The sequence below is a fragment of the Streptomyces sp. NRRL WC-3626 genome, from assembly GCF_000718785.1.
Lineage (GTDB): Bacteria > Actinomycetota > Actinomycetes > Streptomycetales > Streptomycetaceae > Streptomyces > Streptomyces edwardsiae.
Map to the genome: position 1 here is coordinate 65119 of NZ_JOCA01000004.1, position 20842 is coordinate 85960.

At 72.7% G+C, this 20842-nt stretch carries 19 protein-coding genes; 9 read left to right on the plus strand and 10 right to left on the minus strand.

Features of this window, described 5'->3' with window-relative positions; translation table 11 throughout:
* Window positions 1–3: 3 nt before the first annotated feature.
* Window positions 4–1317, minus strand: a complete 1314-nt coding sequence (locus IF28_RS0108015) for an ABC transporter substrate-binding protein (protein ID WP_030216009.1) — start codon at window positions 1315–1317, stop codon at window positions 4–6.
* 172 nt (window positions 1318–1489) lie between these two features.
* On the opposite strand from IF28_RS0108015, the gene IF28_RS0108020 reads away from it, so the two are divergent.
* A complete protein-coding gene (locus IF28_RS0108020) occupies window positions 1490–1936 on the plus strand; it encodes an SCO4402 family protein (protein WP_030216012.1) in 447 nt (148 codons plus the stop codon).
* 46 nt (window positions 1937–1982) lie between these two features.
* Window positions 1983–2864 (plus strand): formyltetrahydrofolate deformylase, encoded by an 882-nt coding sequence (gene purU, locus IF28_RS0108025; protein WP_030216015.1) that lies wholly within the window; start codon window positions 1983–1985, stop codon window positions 2862–2864.
* Between the two features lie 189 nt (window positions 2865–3053).
* On the opposite strand, the gene IF28_RS0108030 is transcribed toward purU, so the two are convergent.
* Both IF28_RS0108030 and IF28_RS0108035 read right to left on the minus strand, forming a co-directional pair.
* Window positions 3054–4226, minus strand: a complete 1173-nt coding sequence (locus IF28_RS0108030; protein ID WP_030216018.1) for a maleylpyruvate isomerase N-terminal domain-containing protein — start codon at window positions 4224–4226, stop codon at window positions 3054–3056.
* Window positions 4223–4795, minus strand: coding sequence for an RNA polymerase sigma factor (locus IF28_RS0108035; RefSeq protein WP_030216021.1), 573 nt, complete (start codon window positions 4793–4795; stop codon window positions 4223–4225). Before IF28_RS0108035 ends, IF28_RS0108030 begins: the two co-directional genes overlap by 4 nt.
* 359 nt (window positions 4796–5154) lie before the next feature.
* Here IF28_RS0108035 and IF28_RS0108040 point away from each other — a divergent pair, with 359 nt between their 5' ends.
* The 3 genes from IF28_RS0108040 (at window position 5155) to IF28_RS0108050 (ending at window position 7021) form a co-directional block, all read left to right on the plus strand.
* A complete protein-coding gene (locus IF28_RS0108040) occupies window positions 5155–5535 on the plus strand; it encodes an STAS domain-containing protein (protein ID WP_030216024.1) in 381 nt (126 codons plus the stop codon).
* A 149-nt stretch (window positions 5536–5684) separates the two neighbouring features.
* Window positions 5685–6197, plus strand: a complete 513-nt coding sequence (locus IF28_RS0108045; RefSeq protein ID WP_030216027.1) for an EF-hand domain-containing protein — start codon at window positions 5685–5687, stop codon at window positions 6195–6197.
* A gap of 287 nt (window positions 6198–6484) precedes the next feature.
* Complete coding sequence (locus IF28_RS0108050) at window positions 6485–7021, plus strand: ATP-binding protein (RefSeq protein ID WP_106982012.1); 537 nt, start codon at window positions 6485–6487, stop codon at window positions 7019–7021.
* Between the two features lie 362 nt (window positions 7022–7383).
* Here IF28_RS0108050 and IF28_RS0108055 read toward each other — a convergent pair whose 3' ends face one another.
* Window positions 7384–8406 (minus strand): GlxA family transcriptional regulator, encoded by a 1023-nt coding sequence (locus IF28_RS0108055; RefSeq protein ID WP_051713676.1) that lies wholly within the window; start codon window positions 8404–8406, stop codon window positions 7384–7386.
* Between the two features lie 71 nt (window positions 8407–8477).
* Between IF28_RS0108055 and IF28_RS0108060 the strand changes: the two genes are divergently transcribed.
* Entirely contained in the window at window positions 8478–9800 is a 1323-nt protein-coding gene (locus tag IF28_RS0108060) for an MFS transporter (protein ID WP_030216041.1), read from the plus strand.
* Between the two features lie 136 nt (window positions 9801–9936).
* On the opposite strand, the gene IF28_RS0108065 is transcribed toward IF28_RS0108060, so the two are convergent.
* The 4 genes from IF28_RS0108065 to IF28_RS0108080 all read right to left on the minus strand — a co-directional run bounded on the left by IF28_RS0108065 (window position 9937) and on the right by IF28_RS0108080 (window position 13144).
* Window positions 9937–11130, minus strand: a complete 1194-nt coding sequence (locus IF28_RS0108065; RefSeq protein WP_030216042.1) for a flavin-containing monooxygenase — start codon at window positions 11128–11130, stop codon at window positions 9937–9939.
* A 103-nt stretch (window positions 11131–11233) separates the two neighbouring features.
* Window positions 11234–11899: a pyridoxine/pyridoxamine 5'-phosphate oxidase gene (locus tag IF28_RS0108070; RefSeq protein WP_030216043.1), complete on the minus strand. Its 666-nt coding sequence runs from the start codon at window positions 11897–11899 to the stop codon at window positions 11234–11236.
* Between the two features lie 27 nt (window positions 11900–11926).
* A complete protein-coding gene (locus IF28_RS0108075) occupies window positions 11927–12352 on the minus strand; it encodes a pyridoxamine 5'-phosphate oxidase family protein (protein WP_030216048.1) in 426 nt (141 codons plus the stop codon).
* 156 nt (window positions 12353–12508) lie between these two features.
* Window positions 12509–13144, minus strand: a complete 636-nt coding sequence (locus tag IF28_RS0108080) for a TetR family transcriptional regulator (protein WP_030216049.1) — start codon at window positions 13142–13144, stop codon at window positions 12509–12511.
* A 134-nt stretch (window positions 13145–13278) separates the two neighbouring features.
* Between IF28_RS0108080 and IF28_RS0108085 the strand changes: the two genes are divergently transcribed.
* The 3 genes from IF28_RS0108085 (at window position 13279) to IF28_RS0108095 (ending at window position 17223) form a co-directional block, all read left to right on the plus strand.
* Window positions 13279–14016 (plus strand): VOC family protein, encoded by a 738-nt coding sequence (locus IF28_RS0108085; RefSeq protein ID WP_030216051.1) that lies wholly within the window; start codon window positions 13279–13281, stop codon window positions 14014–14016.
* A 187-nt stretch (window positions 14017–14203) separates the two neighbouring features.
* The gene (locus IF28_RS0108090; RefSeq protein ID WP_030216053.1) at window positions 14204–16579 is read left to right on the plus strand and encodes a serine/threonine-protein kinase; all 2376 of its coding nucleotides are present in this window, start codon (window positions 14204–14206) and stop codon (window positions 16577–16579) included.
* A 104-nt stretch (window positions 16580–16683) separates the two neighbouring features.
* Entirely contained in the window at window positions 16684–17223 is a 540-nt protein-coding gene (locus IF28_RS0108095; RefSeq protein WP_030216055.1) for a hypothetical protein, read from the plus strand.
* 217 nt (window positions 17224–17440) lie between these two features.
* Here the strand turns inward: IF28_RS0108095 and IF28_RS0108100 are convergent, their stop codons facing one another.
* Together IF28_RS0108100 and IF28_RS0108105 are read right to left on the minus strand one after the other, a co-directional pair.
* A complete protein-coding gene (locus IF28_RS0108100) occupies window positions 17441–17629 on the minus strand; it encodes a hypothetical protein (RefSeq protein WP_030216057.1) in 189 nt (62 codons plus the stop codon).
* Between the two features lie 203 nt (window positions 17630–17832).
* Window positions 17833–20790 (minus strand): AfsR/SARP family transcriptional regulator, encoded by a 2958-nt coding sequence (locus IF28_RS0108105; protein WP_030216059.1) that lies wholly within the window; start codon window positions 20788–20790, stop codon window positions 17833–17835.
* Between the last annotated feature and the right edge of the window lie 52 nt (window positions 20791–20842).

The window sequence follows — 20842 nt, forward strand, 5'->3', positions numbered from 1 at the left end:
GGATCAGCCCAGTTCCGCGTCCCGCAGCGTCCTCGTCACATCGGTGAAGCCCTTGCGGGCCGCGACCAGCCGGCCGTCCTCGACCACCTGGAGGGTCACGTTCGCGTTGACCAGGCGGGGGAAGCCGACGGCGGCGAGCTCCGCCTGGAACGTCCACCGCAGGGTCGGCGTGAGCCCGCCGGTGGTCACCTTCAGCCCGCTGTCCAGCTCCTCGCTCACCGTGTCGGCGCTGATCTCGCCGTCCCCCAGCGACTCCACGACCTGCTTGAACACGGTGTAGGCGATCCAGGTGGTCTGCACCCCGGCGTCCGCGGGGTCGATCCGGTTGTCACCGAACGCCTCCTCCTTGATCACCTTCTTCATCGGGTCCCAGCGGGGGTCGCTCGCCGCCGGGTACCAGCCGGTGACGTACGACCCCTCGTACGGCCCCGACGCCCCGCCCGACGCGTCGATCGTCGACTGGTCGACGCTGCCCAGCACGGTCGCCGTGCGCACCTCGGGGTAGTCGGCGCGGGCCCGCCGGAAGGAGTCCATGAAGGTGTTCGTACGGTCGCCCAGGGCCGGCACCACACAGCCCCGCTCGCCCGTCTTCGCCGTGGCGACCTCCAGGGCCCGCCCGGCCTGGCCGTCGTACGAGGTGGCATCCTCGGCCGCCCGCTGGTCACCGGCCCGCTCGTGCCCCCCGGCCTTCAGGCCGGAGTTCAGCAGCGGCGGCAGCTGGTCGCCCGCGATCGTGTCGGGCCGTATCAGGGTGACCGGGCCGCAGGTGTCGGCGAGGGTGCGTCCCAGACCGGCCAGCAGCGTCGGCTGGCCGCCGTTCACCGGATAGGACAGCGGGCTGGTGAACTCGTTGTTGGTGATGCCGTAGCCGCCGATGTACGGGATGCCGGCGCCCTCCAGGGCGGGCATGAAGGAGTCGGCGTACTGGCTGTAGGAGCCGACGACCGCGACGGCGCCCTCCTCGACCGCGCGCCGGGCGCACCGCGCGGCGGTCACGGTGTCGTTCCTGTCGTTGCAGGTCAGTACGTTGAGCGGGCGGCCGTTGATACCGCCCTGACCGTTCACCCAGCGGGCGTACGCTTCGGCGAACGCGGGCATTCCGGGCTTGTTGGAGGTTTTGGTGTCCTCGGGGGCCCAGGTCATCACCGTGATCGGGCCGTCGTCCCCGGAGCCCCCCGTGGCACCGGGGACGGCCCCGCACCCCGCGGCGAGCGACACGCACGCCGCCAGCGCGCCCGTGGCCAGGGCACCGGCTCTGACCCGCCGGGTGAGGTGGCGGGGGAGGAACGTACTGCGGATGCGTCGCCTGCCGGTCATGCTCACGCACGATTCCGCCACATGGCCAACCCTCGAGTGACCCTTGGTCGACGGAGGGTGACGCCGAGGTGAATTACGGGGCCCCTTCGGCGGCGGGTGAGGCGGAAACGTACGATCGACGACCGTGCAAGGTTCGGAGAACTCTTCCCGTCGTGGCCGTCGCTCCTCCACCATGGGCGGCATGCCACTCAACGACATGCCGTGGTGGCGCTGGCGCAGCAATGTGCGCTCCGCGCTGCACATGCTCTCCGACCCCGCCTTCCAGCGGGACGTCTGGCTGGCCGGCGTCGACGGCTACGGGGACGTGACCGACGCCGTCTACCGGCTGGTCGAGGACACCTGGCTGGACAACTGGTCCGCCGAGAAGTACGTCGGCACGATCTTCCGCGACTCCCAGGAGGCGGCACTCGTCGACACGGCGGTGCTGCGGGTGCTGCGGATCATGCACCAGGTCGGCCCCGACGCGCCGGTGACCGCCTATCTCGAGAACGAGGGATGGCCGGACGCGGTGCGGGCCGCACGGGACGCCCACGTGCGGATGGCGACGAGCGACGGCGAGGACCCCGACACCCGGCCGAAGACCCTCGAGGTGCTGCGGATCGTCACGCGGTCCGCGTAGCGGAACGCGGGCGGGCCGTGAGCGCACGTGTGGGACCCTTTTCCCCATGAGCGAGCAGTCCACCCGAGCCGCGGCCCCCGCCGACCAGTACGTCCTCACGCTGTCCTGCCCCGACAAGCAGGGCATCGTCCACGCCGTGTCGAGCTACCTCTTCATGACCGGCTGCAACATCGAGGACAGCCAGCAGTTCGGCGACCACGACACGGGACTGTTCTTCATGCGCGTCCACTTCTCGGCGGACGCCCCGGTGACCGTGGAGAAGCTGCGGGCGAGCTTCACCGCGATCGGTGACGCGTTCCAGATGGACTGGCAGCTCAACCGGGCCGACCGGAAGATGCGCATCCTGCTCATGGTCAGCAGGTTCGGTCACTGTCTGAACGACCTGCTGTTCCGCGCGCGTACCGGTGCGCTGCCCGTGGAGATCGCCGGGGTGGTGTCCAATCACACCGACTTCGCCGAACTGGTGGCTTCGTACAACATTCCGTTCCACCACATTCCGGTGACGAGGGACACCAAGCCGGAGGCCGAGGCCCGGGTGCTGGAGATCGTGCGGGAGGACGACGTCGAGCTCGTCGTCCTCGCCCGTTACATGCAGGTCCTCTCGGACGACCTGTGCAAGCAGCTGTCCGGGCGGATCATCAACATCCACCACTCCTTCCTGCCGAGCTTCAAGGGCGCGAAGCCGTATCACCAGGCGCACGCGCGGGGTGTGAAGCTGATCGGCGCGACGGCGCACTATGTGACGGCCGATCTCGACGAGGGGCCGATCATCGAGCAGGAGGTCGAGCGGGTGGGGCACGACGTCACGCCCGAGGGACTGGTGGCGATCGGCCGTGACGTGGAGTGCAGGGCGCTGGCGCGGGCGGTGAAGTGGCATGCGGAGCGGCGCATTCTGCCCAACGGCCGGCGGACGGTGGTCTTCGCCTGACGGCTCGGGGCTTCGCCCTGAGGGGTGGCAGCGGGCGGTGCCCGCAGCTCCCCAGGGGCGCGGGGAACTGCGCGGCCAACCCCCACGGCCCCGCACGGGACCACGAACCGGATCCCCCTCAGGGGCGCGGGGAACTGCGCGAGCCAAGCCGCACCGGCCCGCGGCCGCCCGCGATACGCACCCCGCCGACTACATCCTGCTCATGCTCGCCGCGGCGAACAGGACGTCCCTGATCGCCTCGCGGTCGCCGACCTGCCCCACCGCCGCCTCTCGCGGCGGGACATGTCCCGCCGCGAGCCTGCAGAACTCCGCGCCGTCCAGCGCCACGTGCGCCACCTCGTGCTCGGCGGAGCCCTTCGCCGCGGGGGAGTCCAGCGGGATCAGCCACTCCCCGCCGCCCGACCCCTCGATCTCCAGCCGCAGGCTGCGTCCCGGCTCCCCGGCGGCGACCAGGCGCCGCTCCCCGGGGGCGGCCAGCCCGTGCTCCCGGCGGTGTTCCAGCACGGCGGGGAGCATCCGGGCGGCCAGGTCGACGATGCGGTGCAGATGCCGTCCGGAGGGCGGCTCGTACGGGTAGTCCACCGCCACGGCGATGTCCTCCGCGTGCACCCAGCACTCGAACGCCCGGTCCAGCATCGCGTCGTGCAGCGGCAGTTCGTAGTCGCCGTACGACACGGGCAGCCGGCCGGTGCCGCCGTCCGTGAACGACACCGTCCGCACGAGTGCGTGGCTCTGCTCCCGCCAGGGCGTCCGCACCGAGCGGGTGGGCGGGAAGCGGGCCGCCCGCCAGTACGCCTCCGTGCGGTCCGACGGCGTACGTCCGGCGTGGGCGGCGTCGCCGAGCGGGTCGTCCATGCCGAGGGCGAGCGCGACCAGCCCGTCGACCGTCAGCAGATGCGCGATGACCCCGGCGACGGTCGTACGGCGGCTGCTCGCCTCGTCCGACTCGTACCAGCGCAGCCGCACCGGCGCGTGCCACTCGGCGTCGCCGAAGTCCTGGAGCAGCGCGTCCAGCCGCGCGGTCTCCGCGTCGTACGCGGCCGCCCACTCCGGTACCGGTATACGGGGCGGCCGTACCTCCAGGCAGGATTCCAGCACGCGGGTGCGCAGTCCGGGGTCGAGGTCGAGGCTCTCGGGCCGCTGGAGCAGTCCGACCGCCTCACGCAGCCGCAGCGCCTCGTCCGCGCAGGCCGCGCAGCCGCCGAGGTGCTCCTCGACGGCGCCCGCCTCCGCCGGCGCGCAGGCGGCCAGCGCCCAGGCGCCCAGCAACGACTTCAGCACGTGGTGCTCCAGTACGAGCGGTCCGGTGTCTTCCTTGGGGTCGTCGTACGGACCGGCCGGCCCGGCGTGCCGTTCGCTCACGCGGCACCCCCGAAACCGGGCGGGGCCCCGGTGTCGCCGGCGGTGGCCAGCAACTGCAGGCCCAGGCGGAGCCGGCGGCGCGCCTCGTCGTCGGTGACACCCAGGTCGAGGGCGGTCTGCCGGTAGTCCCGGCGCTGGAAGTACGCCAGCTCCAGGGCGGCGCGCAGCGGCGCCGGCATGGACTGGACGATGTAGTCCGCGCGGGCGGCCACCGAGGCGTGCCGCACCGTGCGTTCCAGGTCCTCCGGCGTGCCGGGGCCGCCGCGGGCGAGCGCCGCGGTCTCCGTCGTGCGCAGCCGCCGTACGGCCAGCCGGCTGGTCAGCGTGGCGAGCCAGGTGCGCAGGGGCTCCTGCCGGGGGTCGTAGGAGTCCGGGTGCTCCCACACGTGCGCGAAGACGTCACGGGTGACGGCGTCGGCGGCGTGCTCGTCGCCGACCACGCGGTGGGCGAGGCCGTGCACCAGCGAGGCGAAACGGTCGTAGAGCTCGCCGAGCGCGGCGGCCTCCCCGCGCGCGAGCCGCTGCTGCATCCTGCGGTCCCAGCGGGGCGGTGTGTCCGATGTCGGCATGCGGCCCCTCACCCCCTGTTCCTCCTGGTCCCGGGCTGGTCGGTTCCCGGGGCCGGCGTTGTGGTCGGCGACCACAAGAATGTAGTCGGCACGTAGCAGGGCGCACGCCCCTTTATGGCAATGTGCGCCCCCGGAGGAGCCGCAGGTGGTAAAGGGCCGCCCGCCCATGTCGGACACTGCTCGCGCCGCATCTACCCACCCCCGTATCGATCGGAACCGATCGAATCGGATCGAAGGCGACTAAAATAAGCCCTTTCTGTTCGGTATTCGTTTCTCGGCTCGCGTTTCGGGGAACGGCCGGTGGGCAGCCGCGCTGCAAGGAAGCGTAGGGACTGCTTCCGTTTCGGCGAGCGAGGGGCATGGTGGTGACCTTCAAAGTGACCGACGGGGAGCACGGCGAATGGGCCGTGCTCCGGGTGTCGGGCGAGCTGGACCTGGTGACGTCCCCGGTGCTGCGCCAGCGGGTGCACGACGTGGTGGCCGAGGGCAGGCACAGCCTCGTCCTCGATCTGTCCGAGGTGTGGTTCTGCGACTCCAGCGGCGTCGGTGTGCTCATAGGCTCCCGTCGGCTGCTCCGGTCCTGCCAGGGCAGTCTGCGGCTGATCCTCCCCGCGCGGGGCGCCGCCGACGGCAGTCACGTCAACAAGGTGCTCGGCGCCCTCGGGGTCCGCCGCCTCTTCGAGATCCACCCGGACGTGCTCTCCGCGGTCGAGGAGGACCCCCGTCCGCTGTCCGCCTGAGCCGTGTGCGGGCGCTTGCACGTGTCACACGCGTGTCCCGTTATTCCCCCGGTCTTGGTCCGGGCGTCGTTTTCGCGCACCCCGAAGGCCCTTCACGACGTACGCTCCCAGCGAGACGACCCACCGACCTAAGGCGGCCTGAGAGAGACATGGTCACCAGCGAGAACGAGCGCAGGATCGCGGCCCGGTTCGCCGGCTTCGACCAGGACGGCAACGGCTACATCGACCGCGAGGACTTCAGCGCGGCGGCCAAGGCGCTGCTCGCCGAGTTCGCCGTCGCGGCCCGCTCCGACAGGGGCCAGGCCCTGTACATCGGTGCCGAGGCGTTCTGGCAGGGCATGGCGGGCATCGCGGACCGCGACGGCGACCAGCGCATCACGCGCGAGGAGTTCGTCAACGGAGCGGTCAAGCGACTGCACGACAACCCGGACCGGTTCGCCGAGATCGCCCGCCCCTTCCTGCACGCGGCGCTCGCCGTCGCGGACACCGACGGCGACGGTGCGGCCACCGTCGAGGACGCCGCGCGTGTCCTGAGGGTGCTCGGCGTCCCCGAGGACCTCGCCCGTACGTCCGCCGCCGCGCTGGACTCCGACGGCGACGGCAGGATCGGCGAGGACGAGACCGTACGGTCCTTCGCCCGGTACTTCACCGTTCCCGAGTAGGCCGCCTCCCGCGCGGATGTCACGGATCGTGGCATCGCCATGATCACGGAGCGTTGGTGCCGGCGCGTGGCTCGCGTCGCACAGTATGCCGCACGTGTGCTCCTTGGCGCTGGAATATGCCCGAAGCGCTTGTTGGCGTGACTGTGTGTCAACCATGCTGGTGTGCAAGGGAATCACGTTCCGTGACACCTGTCCGGGGCGTTGTTCCGGCCATGCAGAAAATGGCTACGATCGTGGCCCTCGTGAGGCGCGAGGCCAAGTGTCCGCCGGTTCGGATGGTGTGAGCGGTGCAGGTGCTTCAAGTGCAGCTGGAGATCCGGCCCGACCCCGCTGAGGTGGGAAGGGCCCGGAGGTGGGCCCGCTCACGGCTGGCCGGTTCGGGCATAGCGGCGGACGGGCCGCTCGCCGAGACGCTGATCCTGCTGGTGTCGGAGCTGGTCACCAACGCGGTGGTGCACACGGGGTGTGCGGCCGTGGTGCGGCTGTCCCTGCCGGGGGTGGGCCCGGATGCGGAGGCCTCGGGCGCGGGCTCGGCTTCGGGCGCGGACTCGGCTTCGGGCGCGGGCGCGGGCTCGGGCTCGGGCGAGGAGGGCGTCGTGCGTCTGGAGGTCGCCGACCGTAGCGGGCGGGCGCCGGTGCCGCGGTGTGTGGACGGTGAGGCCACCGGGGGGCGGGGGCTCGCTCTGGTGGACGGGCTGGCCGATCGGTGGGGGTGGAGCGCGGAGGGGGCCGGGAAGCGGATCTGGTGCGAGCTGGATCGCCTGGGCGGGGGTTGTGAGCGGGGCACCGCCGTGTACGGCGGGGCGGCGTACCAGGCGGTGTGAGGACGCGGGAGCGCTCGGGGCGTCCGGCTGTGCGGCGGGTGCGGGTTCGTGGTGGTTTCTCGCGCGGTTCCCCGCGCCCCTGACGGGATTGCCCGCGCCCCCCTGAAGAGGTGGGGCGGAGTGGTGCGCCGGGTGTGCTTCCGTGCGCCGCGGCGGGGAAAAGGGTGTATGCGGCAAGTGGGGTATTTGCGAGCGAATCGGTGTTGACGTGTCGTGGCCGTCTGATCACGCTGTTCGTCAGCGATTCGCCGCGAGGGGACGGCGAGGGCGGCGACGGGAGCCCTCGACGAGTGTGGGTCGTGACGAAGAGCGGTGCGGCGCTGACGTGCTCGGGGCGGACGGCGCCGCACCGCCGCCGGCGGTCAGGGTGCCGCGGAGTTGTCCACAGGCTGTGGACAGTCGGCCGCTCCCGCCCGGAAGGTCCGCCGGTACGCCGTCGGTGTCACCCCCAGCGCCGCCTGGAGGTGCTGCCGCATCGACTGCGCCGTGCCGAAACCGGCGTCGCGCGCCACCTGGTCCACGGACAGCTCCGTGGACTCGAGCAGATGCCGCACCCGCTCCACCCGCTGCTGTGTCAGCCACTGCCCCGGACTGACACCCGACTCCTCCCGGAAACGGCGGGTGAAGGTGCGTACCGACATCGACTCCCGCGCGGCCAGGTCACGCAGCTGGATCGGCTCGTGCAGCCGGTCCAGCGCCCACGCGCGTGCGCCGCTCGTGGAGGCCTGCTGCGGATCGGGCACCGGCCGCCGGATGTACTGGGCCTGCCCGCCGTCCCGGTGCGGCGGTACGACCGTACGGCGGGCCACCTCGTTGGCGACGACGGCGCCGTGATCGCGCCGCACCATGTGCAGGCACAGGTCGATCCCGGCCGCCACGCCCGCCGACGTCAGGATCGAGCCGTCGTCGACGAACAGCACGTTCGGGTCGACCTCGACCCGCGGGAACAGCCGCTGGAGACGCTCGGCGTCCGCCCAGTGCGTGGTCGCGGGCCGGCCGTCGAGATACCCGGCGGCGGCGAGGACGTACACGCCCGTGCAGATGGAGGCGAGCCGGGTGCCGGGGCGGATACGGGCCAGGGCGGCGGCCAGCTCGTCGGTCAGCTCCCCCCGCTCGAACACCGGGCCGAGCTCGTACGACGCCGGGACGATCACGGTGTCGGCGGTGGCGAGCGCCTCGGGGCCGTGGGCGACGTGGATGGCGAAGTCGGCGTCGGTCTCCACCGGTCCGGGCGGCCGGACCGAGCAGGTGATCACCTCGTACAGGTGCCGGCCCCGCTCGTCCTTCGGGCGGCCGAAGATGCGGTGCGGGATGCCCAGCTCGAACGGGAGCAGCCCGTCGAGGGCGAGGACGACGACGCGGTGGGGCCGGAAACCGGGAGCCATGGCCCGATCCTAGCGAATGCTGTCCCTCGGGCCACTCGTTGCCTCCTGTTCCGTCACGGAAGCTCTATGGCGTGACCCAGACAAGTCAGTCCGCCGCCGTCGTGGAGCCGACCGCGGGCGGTGGCCCGAAGCCGAGCCGTGTCCGTGTGCACCGCGCGTGGTTCGTCGCCGCCGTCACCTTCGTGACGATCATCGGTGCGGCCGCCTTCCGCTCCGTACCGGGCCTGTTCATCGACCCGCTGCACGACGAGTTCGGCTGGTCGCGCGGGACCATCGGCGCGGCGGTCTCCGTGAACCTCGCGCTGTACGGGCTCACCGCGCCGTTCGCCGCCGCGCTGATGGACCGCTACGGCATCCGGAAGGTCGTCGCGGTCGCCCTCGGCGTGATCGCGCTCGGTTCGGGACTGACGGTGTGGATGACGGCGGCCTGGCAACTGCTGCTCTGCTGGGGCCTGCTGGTGGGGCTCGGCTCGGGTTCCATGGCGCTGGCCTTCGCGGCGACCGTCACCAACCGCTGGTTCACCGAACGGCGGGGCCTGGTCAGCGGCATCCTCACCGCCGCGTCCGCCTCCGGGCAGCTGATCTTCCTGCCGCTGCTGTCGTGGATCGTCACCCGGTACGAGTGGCGCCCGGCGGCCGTCACCGTGGCGCTCGCCGCGCTCGCGGTGGTCCCGTTCGTCTGGCTGCTGCTGCACGACCATCCGGCGGACGTCGGCCAGAAGCCGTACGGCGCCGCGGAGTTCGTGCCGAAGCCGGCGCCCGTTCCGGGGGCCGCGCGGCGGGCGTTGACCGTACTGTCCTCGGCGGTGCGCACGGGGCCGTTCTGGCTGCTCGCCGGGACCTTCGCGATCTGCGGCGCCTCCACCAACGGGCTGGTCCAGACCCACTTCGTGCCGGCCTCCCACGACCACGGCATGCCGGTCACCACGGCGGCGTCGCTGCTCGCGGTCATCGGTGTCTTCGACGTCGTCGGGACGGTGGCGTCCGGGTGGTTCACTGACCGCTTCGACTCGCGGCGGCTGCTCGCGGTGTATTACGCGCTGCGGGGGATATCGCTGCTGTTCCTGCCGATCCTGCTGGCGCCGAGTGTGCATCCGCCGATGCTGTTCTTCATCGTCTTCTACGGGCTGGACTGGGTCGCCACCGTGCCGCCGACGCTGGCGCTGTGCCGGGAGCACTACGGGGACGACAGCCCGATCGTCTTCGGCTGGGTCCTCGCGTCGCACCAGGTGGGGGCGGCGGTCGTCGCCTTCGCGGGGGGTGCGGCACGGGATGCGTTCGGCTCGTACGACGTGGTCTGGTACGCGTCGGGAGCGCTGTGCGCGGCGGCGGCGCTGATGGCGCTGGTGATCCGCCGCCGCCCGGAGCCGCCGCTCACACCCACGACGACCTGACGCCCGCCGCCCCCACGCCGCCCCGCCGCACCCGCAGCGCCCCGCTGTAGCCGCAGCCGCCCCGCCGCCTCCGCGATCCCGCGGGCATGCGTGCCGCCCCGCGCCGTCTGCGGGGAGTTATGGGCGGGCCGGCAGGCTAGGCGGGGAGGCGGGAGGCGTTGGCCGACCGCGCGGCCGCTCGGGCTATCCGTTGCGCGTCCAGGGCCAGTTCACGAAGGTTGCCGCTGATCGGGTTCGTGAAGCCGGTGAAGTAGAGGCCGGGGGCGGCCTCGGGCGTGCGCCCGCCGTGTGCCACCGGCCGCCCCCGCGCGTCGAGCACGCCGAGCCCGCCCACCAGCCCCTCCAGCCCCCGCGCGTACCCCGTCGCCGCCACCACCGCGTCCGGCCCGATCCGGGACCCGTCCGCCAGCACGACCTCCCCCTCCTCGAACCCCTCGACCGCCCCCACGATCTCCACAGTCCCCTTGCGCACCGCGTCGATCAGACCGACGTCCTGCACCGGAATGGCCCCTTCCCGCACCCGGCTGTACAGCCCGGAGCCGGGCAGCGGAAGCCCCCGGTCCGACAGATCCGGCAGCGCCACCCGCGCCTGCACCCGGCACAGCCGGTCGACGAGGCCCACCGGCAGCCGCCGCACCAGCACCCCCGAGTACTGCGCCGGCCAGCCCGCCGTGGAGCGGCGCACGATGTGCGGAGGTGTACGCACCGCCAGCCGCACCCGGGACGCGCCGCCCTCCACCAGGTCCACGGCGATCTCCGCCCCCGTGTTGCCGATGCCCACCACCAGCACGTCCCGGCCCGCGAAGGGCTTGGCGTTGCGGTACTCGGACGCGTGCAGCAGCTCACCGCCGTACGCGTCCCGGCCCGGCCAGTCGGGCACGCGGGGCGTGTGGTTGAAGCCCGTGGCGACCACGACGGCCGCGCCGGTCAGCTCACGGCCCCCGGTGGCGTGCAGCAGCCAGCCCGTGCCGTCGGGCGTGCGCTCGACCCGGGAGACCTCCACACCGGTGACGATCTCGAGGCGGTGGTGCTCGGCGTACTTCTCCAGGTACCGGACCATGTCGTCCCGGGCCACCCACCGCCCGAACCGGCGCGGCATCGGCAGCCCCGGCAGCGCGGACAGCCGCCGGGTGGTGTGCAGATGCAGCCGGTCGTAGTGGCGCCGCCAGGAGTCGCCCACGCGCTCGGAGCGCTCCAGGACCACGGCCCGCACCCCCCGGGCACGCAGGGCGTACGCGACGGCGAGCCCGCCGGGGCCGCCGCCGATGACGTACACGGGTCGGTCCGCCCGGTTCGGCGCGGGAGTGGAGAAGTCGGAGGTGTCGGCCATGAGCGCGAGCGTAATCACGCACCAGGTTGATGGGTATCGGTCAAGACCGGAATTGGTTGCGGATTGATCACGTGTGCGGGGATCGCGGGTACGGATGTCCACCTCACGGCCACAGCAGCTCCCTGCCCCACCCCTCCGCGCCCCGCCGGTACCGCAGCCGTACGTGCCGCCGCCGCGCGTCCCCCTGGAAGAACTCCACCTCGTCCGGCCGCAGCCGGTACAGCGTCCAGGACGGCACCGGGGCGTCCGGCGCCCGCCGCGCCCGCTCCCAGGCCGTCTCCGAGGCCCGCGCCAGTTCCTCCGCCGAGCCGAGGGCCTCGCTCTGCCTGCCGGTCAGCGCCGCCGCCAGTGCCCCGGTGGAGCGGGCGTGCAGATCCGCCTGCCCCTCCCGCGCCGGAGCCGCCCCGACGGGCCCGCGCACCCGCACCTGGCGGCCCAGCACCGGCCAGTAGAAGGCCAGCGCGGCATACGGGCGCGCGGCGAGGTGGCCGCCCTTGCGGCTGTGCGCGTGCGTGGCGAAGGACCAGCCGTCGTCGTCCGCGCCGTGCAGCATCACGATCCGTACGTCCGCCAGCCCCTCCGCGTCGGCCGTGGCCAGGGACATGGTGTGCGGCTCGGTCTGCCCGGCCGCCACCGCCTCGGCGAACCAGCGCGTGAACAGCGGCAGCGGCGCGGCGGGCGCGGTGGCCGGGTCGAACGGCGGCAGGGCGGTGACCTCCGGGTCCCACACCCGCAGCGACCTCAGCAGTTCATGGAGGTCGGGTTCCATGCGCCGATTGTCGGGTGTCCGGCCCGCTCACAGCGACCCGAGGTCCGAGGACACCCACCGCTCGGGCCGCATCCGTACGACGACCTGCTCGCCGTGGTTCTTCCAGGCGAAGTCGACGTACCCGTCGACCTTGTCGGCCGGCAGATAGCGCGCGGAGAGCTCCCGCAGCCGCTCGATGGTGGCGGGGGCGGTGTCGAGCACCGGCCCCTCGACGGAGACGTAGCGGATGGTGGGTTCGAGGACGTCGACCAGCAGCGAGAACCGTCCCGCCGTGCCGATCAGCCGGTTCTTGCGCGAGTCACGGCCGGTCATGATCCATACGTCGCCGCCGGGCGCGTACTGGTACCAGATCGGGACGCTGAGCGGCGCGCGGCCGTCCTCCGCGTCGACCGCGAGTGCCGCGACGTGCGGCTGGGCCAGGAACTGTTCGCGCTCTTCGCGGGTCAGGGCCATGACGGGTTCCTCCTGCGACATAGGGGTGCGGGACGGTTCGCTGCACTGCAACACCGCCCGTACCGGCCGGTGTTCCCCCCGGGAGAACGACAGGCGGTGGCCCACCGGAGTGAACCACCGCCCGCCTGACAGGACATGAGGGACGAGCCCGGCTTCCTACCTGGTCGGCTTCTTGCCCGTGACCCCCAGATGCACCAACAGCGCCAGGTTCGGCCTGAGTTCGGCCTGCTTGACGCCCCAAGAGGAGAAACCTTTCTGGTGGGAGGCGACAGCCGCCAGCATCGCCACCAGGGAGCCCGCGACCGCCGCGGGATTCACGTCCTTGTCGATCCGCCCCTTGGCCTGCAGTTCGGCGACGGAGTCCGCCAGCGAACTGTTCACCGTGTTCAGGATCTTCATCCGGATCTTGTAGAAGCGCTTGTCGCCCTCGGCCGCGCCGAGGTCCACGACCCGCAGGATCGCGTCGTTGCTGCGCCAGAACTCCAGGAAGCCGTCGACGAGTTCCTGTGCCGTCTGCCAGCCGGCCTTCCCCGCCCAGGAGCGGCCCTCCAGCAGTTCGCTCAGCCCGGCGCTCTCGGCGGCCATGTGCTCGGCGAGCTCCAGGACGGCGCCCTCGACGTCCGGGAAGTACTGGTAGAAGGTGGCGGGCGAGGTGCCCGCCTTCCGTGCGACATCGATGACTTTGACGTCCCGGTACGGGGAGGAGCTGAGCATCTCGCTGAGGCAGTCGAGCAGCTTCTGCCGGGTCGCCTGCCCACGCCGGCCGGCCACGCGGCCGTCGACGGTACGCACTTGTCCTGTCATGACGTCAGCTTACCGACGGGTGATCTGAGCGCTATTCGGCCGACTGCAAATGGGGTGCGGGGGATCGGCGGGTCCGGTGTGCCTGGTCTGCGGCCTGCGGGCGACACGGTTACGTTGGCGGCATGGCCGAAAACAGGGCATCAGGGCACAGCGCGCCGGCGTACCCGGAGGGCACCCCCTGCTGGGTGGACGCGCAGCTGCCCGACGTGGAGGCGGGCCGGCGGTTCTACGGTGAACTCTTCGGCTGGACCTTCGAGGACCAGCCCCAGGGGACCGTACGGGCGCTGAAGGACGGCGAACCCGTCGCCTCTCTCGTCCGCAAGACCGACGGCCGGCTGCCCACCGTATGGACGGTCTCCTTCGCCACCCCGGACGCGGCGGCGCTGTGCCGGCGCATCCTCACGGGCGGCGGGCAGGTCGTCGCCCCGCCGCGGCCCTTCGGCGACCTGGGTGTCACCGCCCTCGTCACCGACCCCGAGGGCGCGGTGTTCTCCCTCTGGCAGGGCACCGGGACCCCCGGCTTCGGGCGCCGGCACGAGCCGGGCACCTTCGCCTGGGTCCAGCTGTACACACGGGACACCGCGACGGCCAACACCTTCTACGGCGGCCTCTTCCACGACGCCCTGTTCGGTCCGGACGCCGCCCCCGACTTCGGGCGCGCGCCGGTCTCCGACGTCTTCGCCGCCGAGATGCCGCCGCACTTCCTCGTCCACTTCGCCGTCGACGACCCCGCGGCCGCCATGGCGGAGGCGGTCCGGCTCGGCGGCCGGGTCCAGGTCCCGCCCTTCGAGACGTCGTACGGCACCGCGGCCGTCGTCACGGACAATCAGGGAGCGTCCTTCGCACTGCTGCGCCGCTGACTCATGGGCCGGTCCGCCCCCTTGTGTCATATGTAAACCCTGACACCCTATTTGTCGGCCGGTTCGCAACCGGGGCTCCGGACAGGAACAATCGGGGTGCGTGCCGCCATGGCGGTGCGGTGGTGAGACGCTGCACTTCGGTCGTGCACAGGTGGTGGCGCGACTCGTACGGGGAGGTGGCAGGCAAGTGGTGGATCAGCTGACGCAGCACGATCCGCGGCGTATCGGGCCGTTCGAGGTGCTGGGACGGCTGGGAGCCGGCGGCATGGGGCTGGTCTATCTCGCGCGCTCGGCGTCGGGCCGGCGGGTGGCGATCAAGACGGTCCGGACGGAACTGGCCGAGGACCAGCTGTTCCGGGTCCGTTTCACGCGCGAGGTCGAGGCGGCCCGCGCGGTCTCCGGTTTCTACACGGCGGCCGTCGTGGACGCCGACCCGCGCGCCGCCGTGCCGTGGCTGGCCACCGCGTACGTTCCGGCGCCCTCCCTCGAGGAGATAGTGAACGAGTGCGGGCCGATGCCGGCCCAGGCGGTGCGCTGGCTCGCGGCGGGCGTCGCGGAGGCGCTCCAGTCGATCCACGGCGCCGGACTGGTCCACCGTGACCTGAAGCCCTCCAACGTCCTCGTCGTCGAGGACGGCCCCCGGGTGATCGACTTCGGCATCGCCTCCGGCGTCTCGAACACCCGTCTGACGATGACGAACGTCGCCGTGGGCACGCCCGCCTACATGTCCCCGGAGCAGGCGAAGGACTCCCGCAGCGTCACCGGCGCGAGCGACGTGTTCTCGCTCGGCTCGATGCTGGTCTTCGCCGCCACGGGACATCCGCCGTTCCACGGCGCCAATCCCGTTGAGACCGTCTTCATGCTGCTGCGCGAGGGCCCGGACCTGGAGGGCCTCCCGGACGAGCTGCGCCCGCTCATCGAAGCCTGTATGCAGATGGAGGCCACGGGCCGGCCCAACCCGGCCGACCTCCAGGCCCAGCTCGCCCCGCACCTGTTCGGCTCCGGCTCCGACGACAGCGGTACGGCGTCGGCGTGGCTGCCCGAGCGGGCGGTGGGCCTCATCGAGTCCCGCCGGGGCGGCCGTCCCGCCCCGCGGCCCGCGCACGGCTCCGGCCGCAGCGCCGGCGGCGCCCGCCCGCACGTGCCCCCGCCGCCCTCGCACGACCCGGTCGTGCCGGCGCCCCCGCCCCTGCCCGCCCCGGTCGGCGCACCCGCGGGTGCCCCCGACACCGGCCCCGTACGGCTCGCGGGCGCCGCCGTGCCCATCGGACCCGGCCCGCGCGTCGCCGACGCGCGCGCGGCCGCCGTCAAGGCACCCCCGCCGGAGGCCGCCCTGGCCGCCGTCTGGTCCAAGCCGCGCCCCGGTGTCAACGGCGCCGACCCCGCCGTACCGGCCCCGACCGCGCCCACCGCCGTACCGCCGGAGCAGCCCGGCGGCTGGCGGCCGTGGCGCTTCCGCATGTCCAACGACGTCTGGGGCACCCCCGCCGTCGACGGCGACCTCGTCTACGTCACCTCCTTCGAGGTGCACGCCCTCGACGTCGCCACCGGCCGGCGCCGCTTCAAGACCCGCGACGTCGCCTGGTCGATGGCGGTCGCCGACGGCCGTATCCACGCCTCCGACGGGCCCACCCTGTTCGCCCTGGACGCCCGTGAGGGCGGCGATCTGTGGCGGCAGTCCACGGACGCCTGGGTGTACGCCCTCAAGGCCGAGCGCGGCACCGTGGTCACCGGCACGCGCGGCGGCGGCGTCCAGGCGTGGGAGGCGTCCACCGGGCAGAAGCTGTGGGAGATCGGCGGCTGCCAGACCGACTTCGAGTCCCCGGAGGCCGGGCCCGCCCTGCACGAGGGCACGGTCTTCGTCTGGCAGGACGCCCGCCTGCGCGCCCTGGACGCCCGCACCGGCGAGGAGCGCTGGTCGTACCCCATCGGCGACGCGGCCTCCTGCGGCGGCGTACCGGTCCGGGTGACACACGCGCCGGACGGCTACGCCTACGTCAGCGCCGGCACCCGCGTCCTCGCCCTGGAGGTGGCCTCCGGCCATGTCCGCTGGCACTTCGAGGCCCCGGCGGTCTTCCTGGCCCCGCCCGCCTTCGTCGCCGGGCCCGCCGTCACCGGCGGCGGTGTCTACCTCGCCGACTACCTCGGCACGGTCTACGCCCTCGACGCCACCGACGGCCGCGACCGCTGGCGCATCGCCACCGAGTCCCGTGCCTCGGTCGAACCGGTCCTGGTGGCCGCCGGCCACGTCCATGTGGGCAGCGGCAAGGGGCTGTACACGCTGGACGCGGTCACGGGCACGCCCAAGTGGCGCTTCCAGTCCGGCGGCGAGATCGTGGGCGCGCCCGCGGTCGCCGAGGGCCGTATCCACTTCGGCTCCAGCGACCATCTGCTGTACACCCTGAAGGCCGACGACGGCCGCCTGAGATGGAAGCTCGCGACCGGCGGCGAGATCACCGGCTCGCCGGTGGTGCGGGACGGCGTGGTGTACGCGTGCAGCAAGGACCGCTGCGTGTACGCGCTGGACGCGGAGAAGGGGACCGGGACGACGCGGACGGCGTGAGGCGTGTGGTGTGAGGGGGCGGCGGACCACCCCCTCACACCGGGTACGCGACGGTCGCCGGACGGTGACATGCTCGTGACACGAAGATCGATAGCCTGACGGCCATGAATTCTCGGGGGCACACACTCAAGCTCACGGCGGTCTCGGCACTCGTCGTCCTCACCCTCACCGGCTTCTCCACCGGCCGGGGCCACGGAAGCGGTCACGGCGACGGGGGCGGGGGCGGCTGCAGCAGCTCGGGTCAGAACCACGACTCGTCGACGTCGGGCGGATCGCACCGCGACTACGACGACGACGATGACTACGGTGCCGACGGCGACGACTACGGGTCCGGTGCTGGTGCGGACAGCGGTGAGAGCGCTTCCGCGTCCGAACTGGACGCCAGTGTGGACCTGGTGGACTGTGCCTCGAAGGCGACCCCGTACGCCACGGTCCAGGTCACCAACCAGAACGCCGTGGACGGCGTCTTCACCGTCACCGTGAGGTTCGAGGACACGGCCGGCGCGGAGGTCGTCACCCGCTCCCAGGACGTCGCCGTCCCCGCGAACGAGACGGTACCGATCCGCGTGAACGTCGGCACCGACGTGGACGTGACGAAGGTGGCGGAATGCGACCCGGGGCTGTACGCGCCGGTGGCCGGCTGACGCCGCGGGGCTCACCGGTGGGGAGTGCAGCACGAGGGCGAGGGCAGGACGGTGTGGTGCGAGCTGGACGGTACGCGGACCAGGGCGCGGGACGTACGACGACGGGGCCGAGGTTTCCCTCGGCCCCGTCGTCGCGACCGTAAGCCCGCGGACACACGCCGGCCGCGACGGCTCCCCCTCCGCGCCGCCGCGGCCGATCCCCCGTGTGCGGTGGAAGCTACTTGCCGCCGCCGAGGTCCAGCGCGGGCGGGGCCGGTGCGTGCTGGTCGAGCGTGGTGACCTCGCCGATGCTCGGCGGCGCGGGTGCGTGCTGGTCGAGCGTGGTGACCTCGGGGCCCTCGCTCGGCGGAGCAGGCGCGTGCTGGTCGAGCGTGGTGATCTCCGGGTCCTTCTTGGCTTCGCTCATGACATGTACCCCCAAGAGGTAGACAGGGCTTTGCGGTCCGAACCGCCCGTCCGGCGACTCCCCCGAAGTCTGCCGGACGGGCGGTTCGGCGGGTCTCCGACGAGAAGTGAGACCCTGCGAATCCGCCTGCCCCCCGACGCGCCGGATCCGTCTCACAAGAGTCCCAGTCAGGCATAAACATTCGATGAACGCGGTTCCCGATGTCAGGCCGCGGACAGCGGAGCGAGCAGGCGGCGCACCTGGACCGCTTCGGCGGAGCCCGCCTCGTCGTAGAGGACCAGGGCCTCACGCCAGCACGCACGCGCTCGGTCCGCCTGGCCGAGTGCGTCCAGTGCCCTGCCGAGCACGGTCAGAGCGTTGGCCCGCATCCAGTCGCCTCCGATGCAGCCGGACGCCAGGGCCTGTTCGGCGTGCTGGGCGGCGCTCGCCGGGCGGTCGGCCCTCAAGTGGACCTCCGCGATGCGGTAGTGGGTCGTGCCCTCCCACAGGGACTGCCTGTTCTCCGCGAAGATGCGCAGCGCTTCGTCGAGTTGGACAAGCGCCTCGGCCGGCTCCCCCGCCTGTGCGAGCACGATGCCGGAGGCGTATCTGGCGTTCGCCAGCCGGACGGACAGCCCCAGCTCGTCGTAGATGTCGATCCCTCGTTGCACCAGCTCGACGGCTTCGGCGCTGCGGTCCATCGAGGCCAGGGTGCGGGAAAGGTTGCAGACCGCGCTGGCCTCACCCGGTGTGTTGGCGTCGGCGCGGAAGGCGTCGATCGCCCTGAGGAAGTATCCCTCGGCGTCCGCGTAGCGGCCCGTGCACAGGGCGATGATGCCCAACTGGTTGGGTGCGGTGCTCCTCGCCCATGGGTCGTCTTCGCCGCTCAGCAGTGCGTCGGCGCGCCGGGCCTCCTTCTCGGCCTCCTCGAACCGGCCTGCCTGACTGAGCACTTGGGCCAGGGTGACCCTTGCCCGCATCTCGGCCTGTGCTTCTCCCAGAGCGGCGGCGGCGTCACGCGCGGCGATCGCCGTCTTCCGGTACTGACGTGAGTCGGCCCCGGATTCCGCCAGGTCGATGGTGACCACGAGCAGATCGACCGCCCGACGGAGCGTGGGGGCCTCGAGTGACTGCTGCACGCAGGCCAGGACGGAGCCGGCTTCCGCGTGCAGCCAGTCCAGAGCCTTCGAGGCGTCGGCGAACCCCTCGCTCCTGAGACGGCCCTTCTCCAGGTGCGTGATGGTCCGGTCGCCCGGCCGCTCGATGGCGTACACCTGTGCCGCCGTCGCCAGGTAGAAGTCCAGCAGCCGCGACATGGCCGCCTTCCGTTCCGCGGGCGGCTGCTCGTCCCTCTCCGCACAAGCACGCGCGTAGAGGCGGACCAGGTCGTGGAAGCGGTAGCGCCCAGGAGCCGCCGACTCCAGCAGGGACGTGTCGACCAGGGACTCCAGCAGGTCCTCCGTGTCGTCGACCGGGAGGTCGAGCACGGCTGCCGCGGCGGACAGGGCGATGTCGGGGCCGTCCGCCAGGCCGAGCAGGCGGAACGCGCGGGCCTGGTGCGCGTCCAGTGCGCCGTATCCCAGTTCGAAGGTGGCCTTGACCGCGAGGTCCCCGGCCTGGAGTTCGTCCAGCCGGCGGCGGCTGTCGGCCAGCTTGGCGGCGAGGGCGGAGACCGTCCACGTCCTCCGCGCCGCCAGCCGCGACGCCGCGATCCTGATCGCCAGCGGCAGGAAGCCGCACGCCGCCACCACGTCCAGGGCCGCCTCGCGCTCCGACCCCACCCGCTCCTCGCCCACGATCTTCGTGAAGAGGGCCAGGGCCTCCTCCGGTGACATCACGTCCAGGTCCACGAGGTGGGCGCCGGCCAGGTCGACCATCCGGACCCGGGAGGTCACCAGGGCCGCGCAGCCGGCCGTGCCCGGGAGCAGCGGCCGTACCTGTGCCGCGTCGCGGGCGTTGTCCAGCAGGACCAGGACCTTGCGGCCGTCCAGGACCGAGCGGTACAGGGCGGCGCGCTCCTCGAGGGAGTCGGGAACCGCGGAGTCCGCCGTGCCGAGGGCGCGGAGGAAGGAGCCGAGGACGGTCTCCGGTTCCGCGGAGCGGGAGCCCGCGCCCTGGAGGTCGACGTACAGCTGGCCGTCCGGGAAGGAGGCGCGGGCGGTGTGGGCGATGTGCACCGCGAGGGTCGTCTTGCCGACGCCGCCGATGCCGGCCAGCGCGGACACCGCCATGACCTGGGACTCGTCGCCGGACGCCGACGCGAGTACGCCGCTCAGCTCCCGCACGAAGGACGAGCGGCCCGTGAAGTCGGGCACCGTGGCCGGGAGTTGGGCCGGGCGGACGGCGACGGAAACCGGTTCCGCCACGGGGACCGACGGTTCCGCCAGCACCGGGTCGGCCCGGAGAATGCGCTGCTGGAGTTCCTGCAGGCCGGGGCGCGGGTCGACGCCGAGTTCGTCGGAGAGAAGGCGGCGGGTGTCCGCGTACACCGCGAGGGCCTCGGCCTGGCGGCCGCTGCGGTAGAGGGCGAGCATCAGCAGTTCGCGCAGGCGTTCCCGGAGCGGGTGCGCCGCGGTGAGGGCGGTGAGCTCGGAGACGGCCTCCGCGTGGCAGCCCTGTTCCAGGTCCATGTCGAGGCGGGTCTCGAGGAGTTGGAGCCGCCATTCCTCCAGGCGGACCCGCTGGGCCTCCGCGTACGGGCCCGGCACCCCGGCCAGGGTCTCGCCGGCCCAGAGGGACAGGGCCCGGTTCAGCACGTCCCGCGCGAGGGACAGGCCCCCGGTGTTGCGGGCCTTCTCCGCCTCCGCCGAGAGTTCCTGGGCGGCCGCGAGGTCCAGCGCGCCCTCGCCGAGCCCGCGCACCGCGTATCCGCCGGACTCGCTGACCAGCACCCCGGGATCCAGGACCTTCCGCAGCCGGGAGGCGTAGGTGCGCACCGCCGCCAGTGCCTGCGACGGGGGTTCCTCGCCCCACAGGGCGTCGATGAGTTCGGCCGCCGTGGCCGTACGGCCCTCGCGCAGCAACAGAGCCGCGAGCAGGGCGCGTTGCTGGGGGCTGCCGGTGGCGACGGGGTCGCCGCCGCGCCAGGCGCGCACCGGGCCGAGCACGCTGAAGCGCAGCGCGTCGGGCTCCGCCGAGGTGTCCGGACGCCGCTGCTCCGGTCCTCGCGGCACACCGTCCATGCGTTCCCCCTATGCGTCCTGTGCGACTAGGTCAGTTTGCCTTGTTCATGGC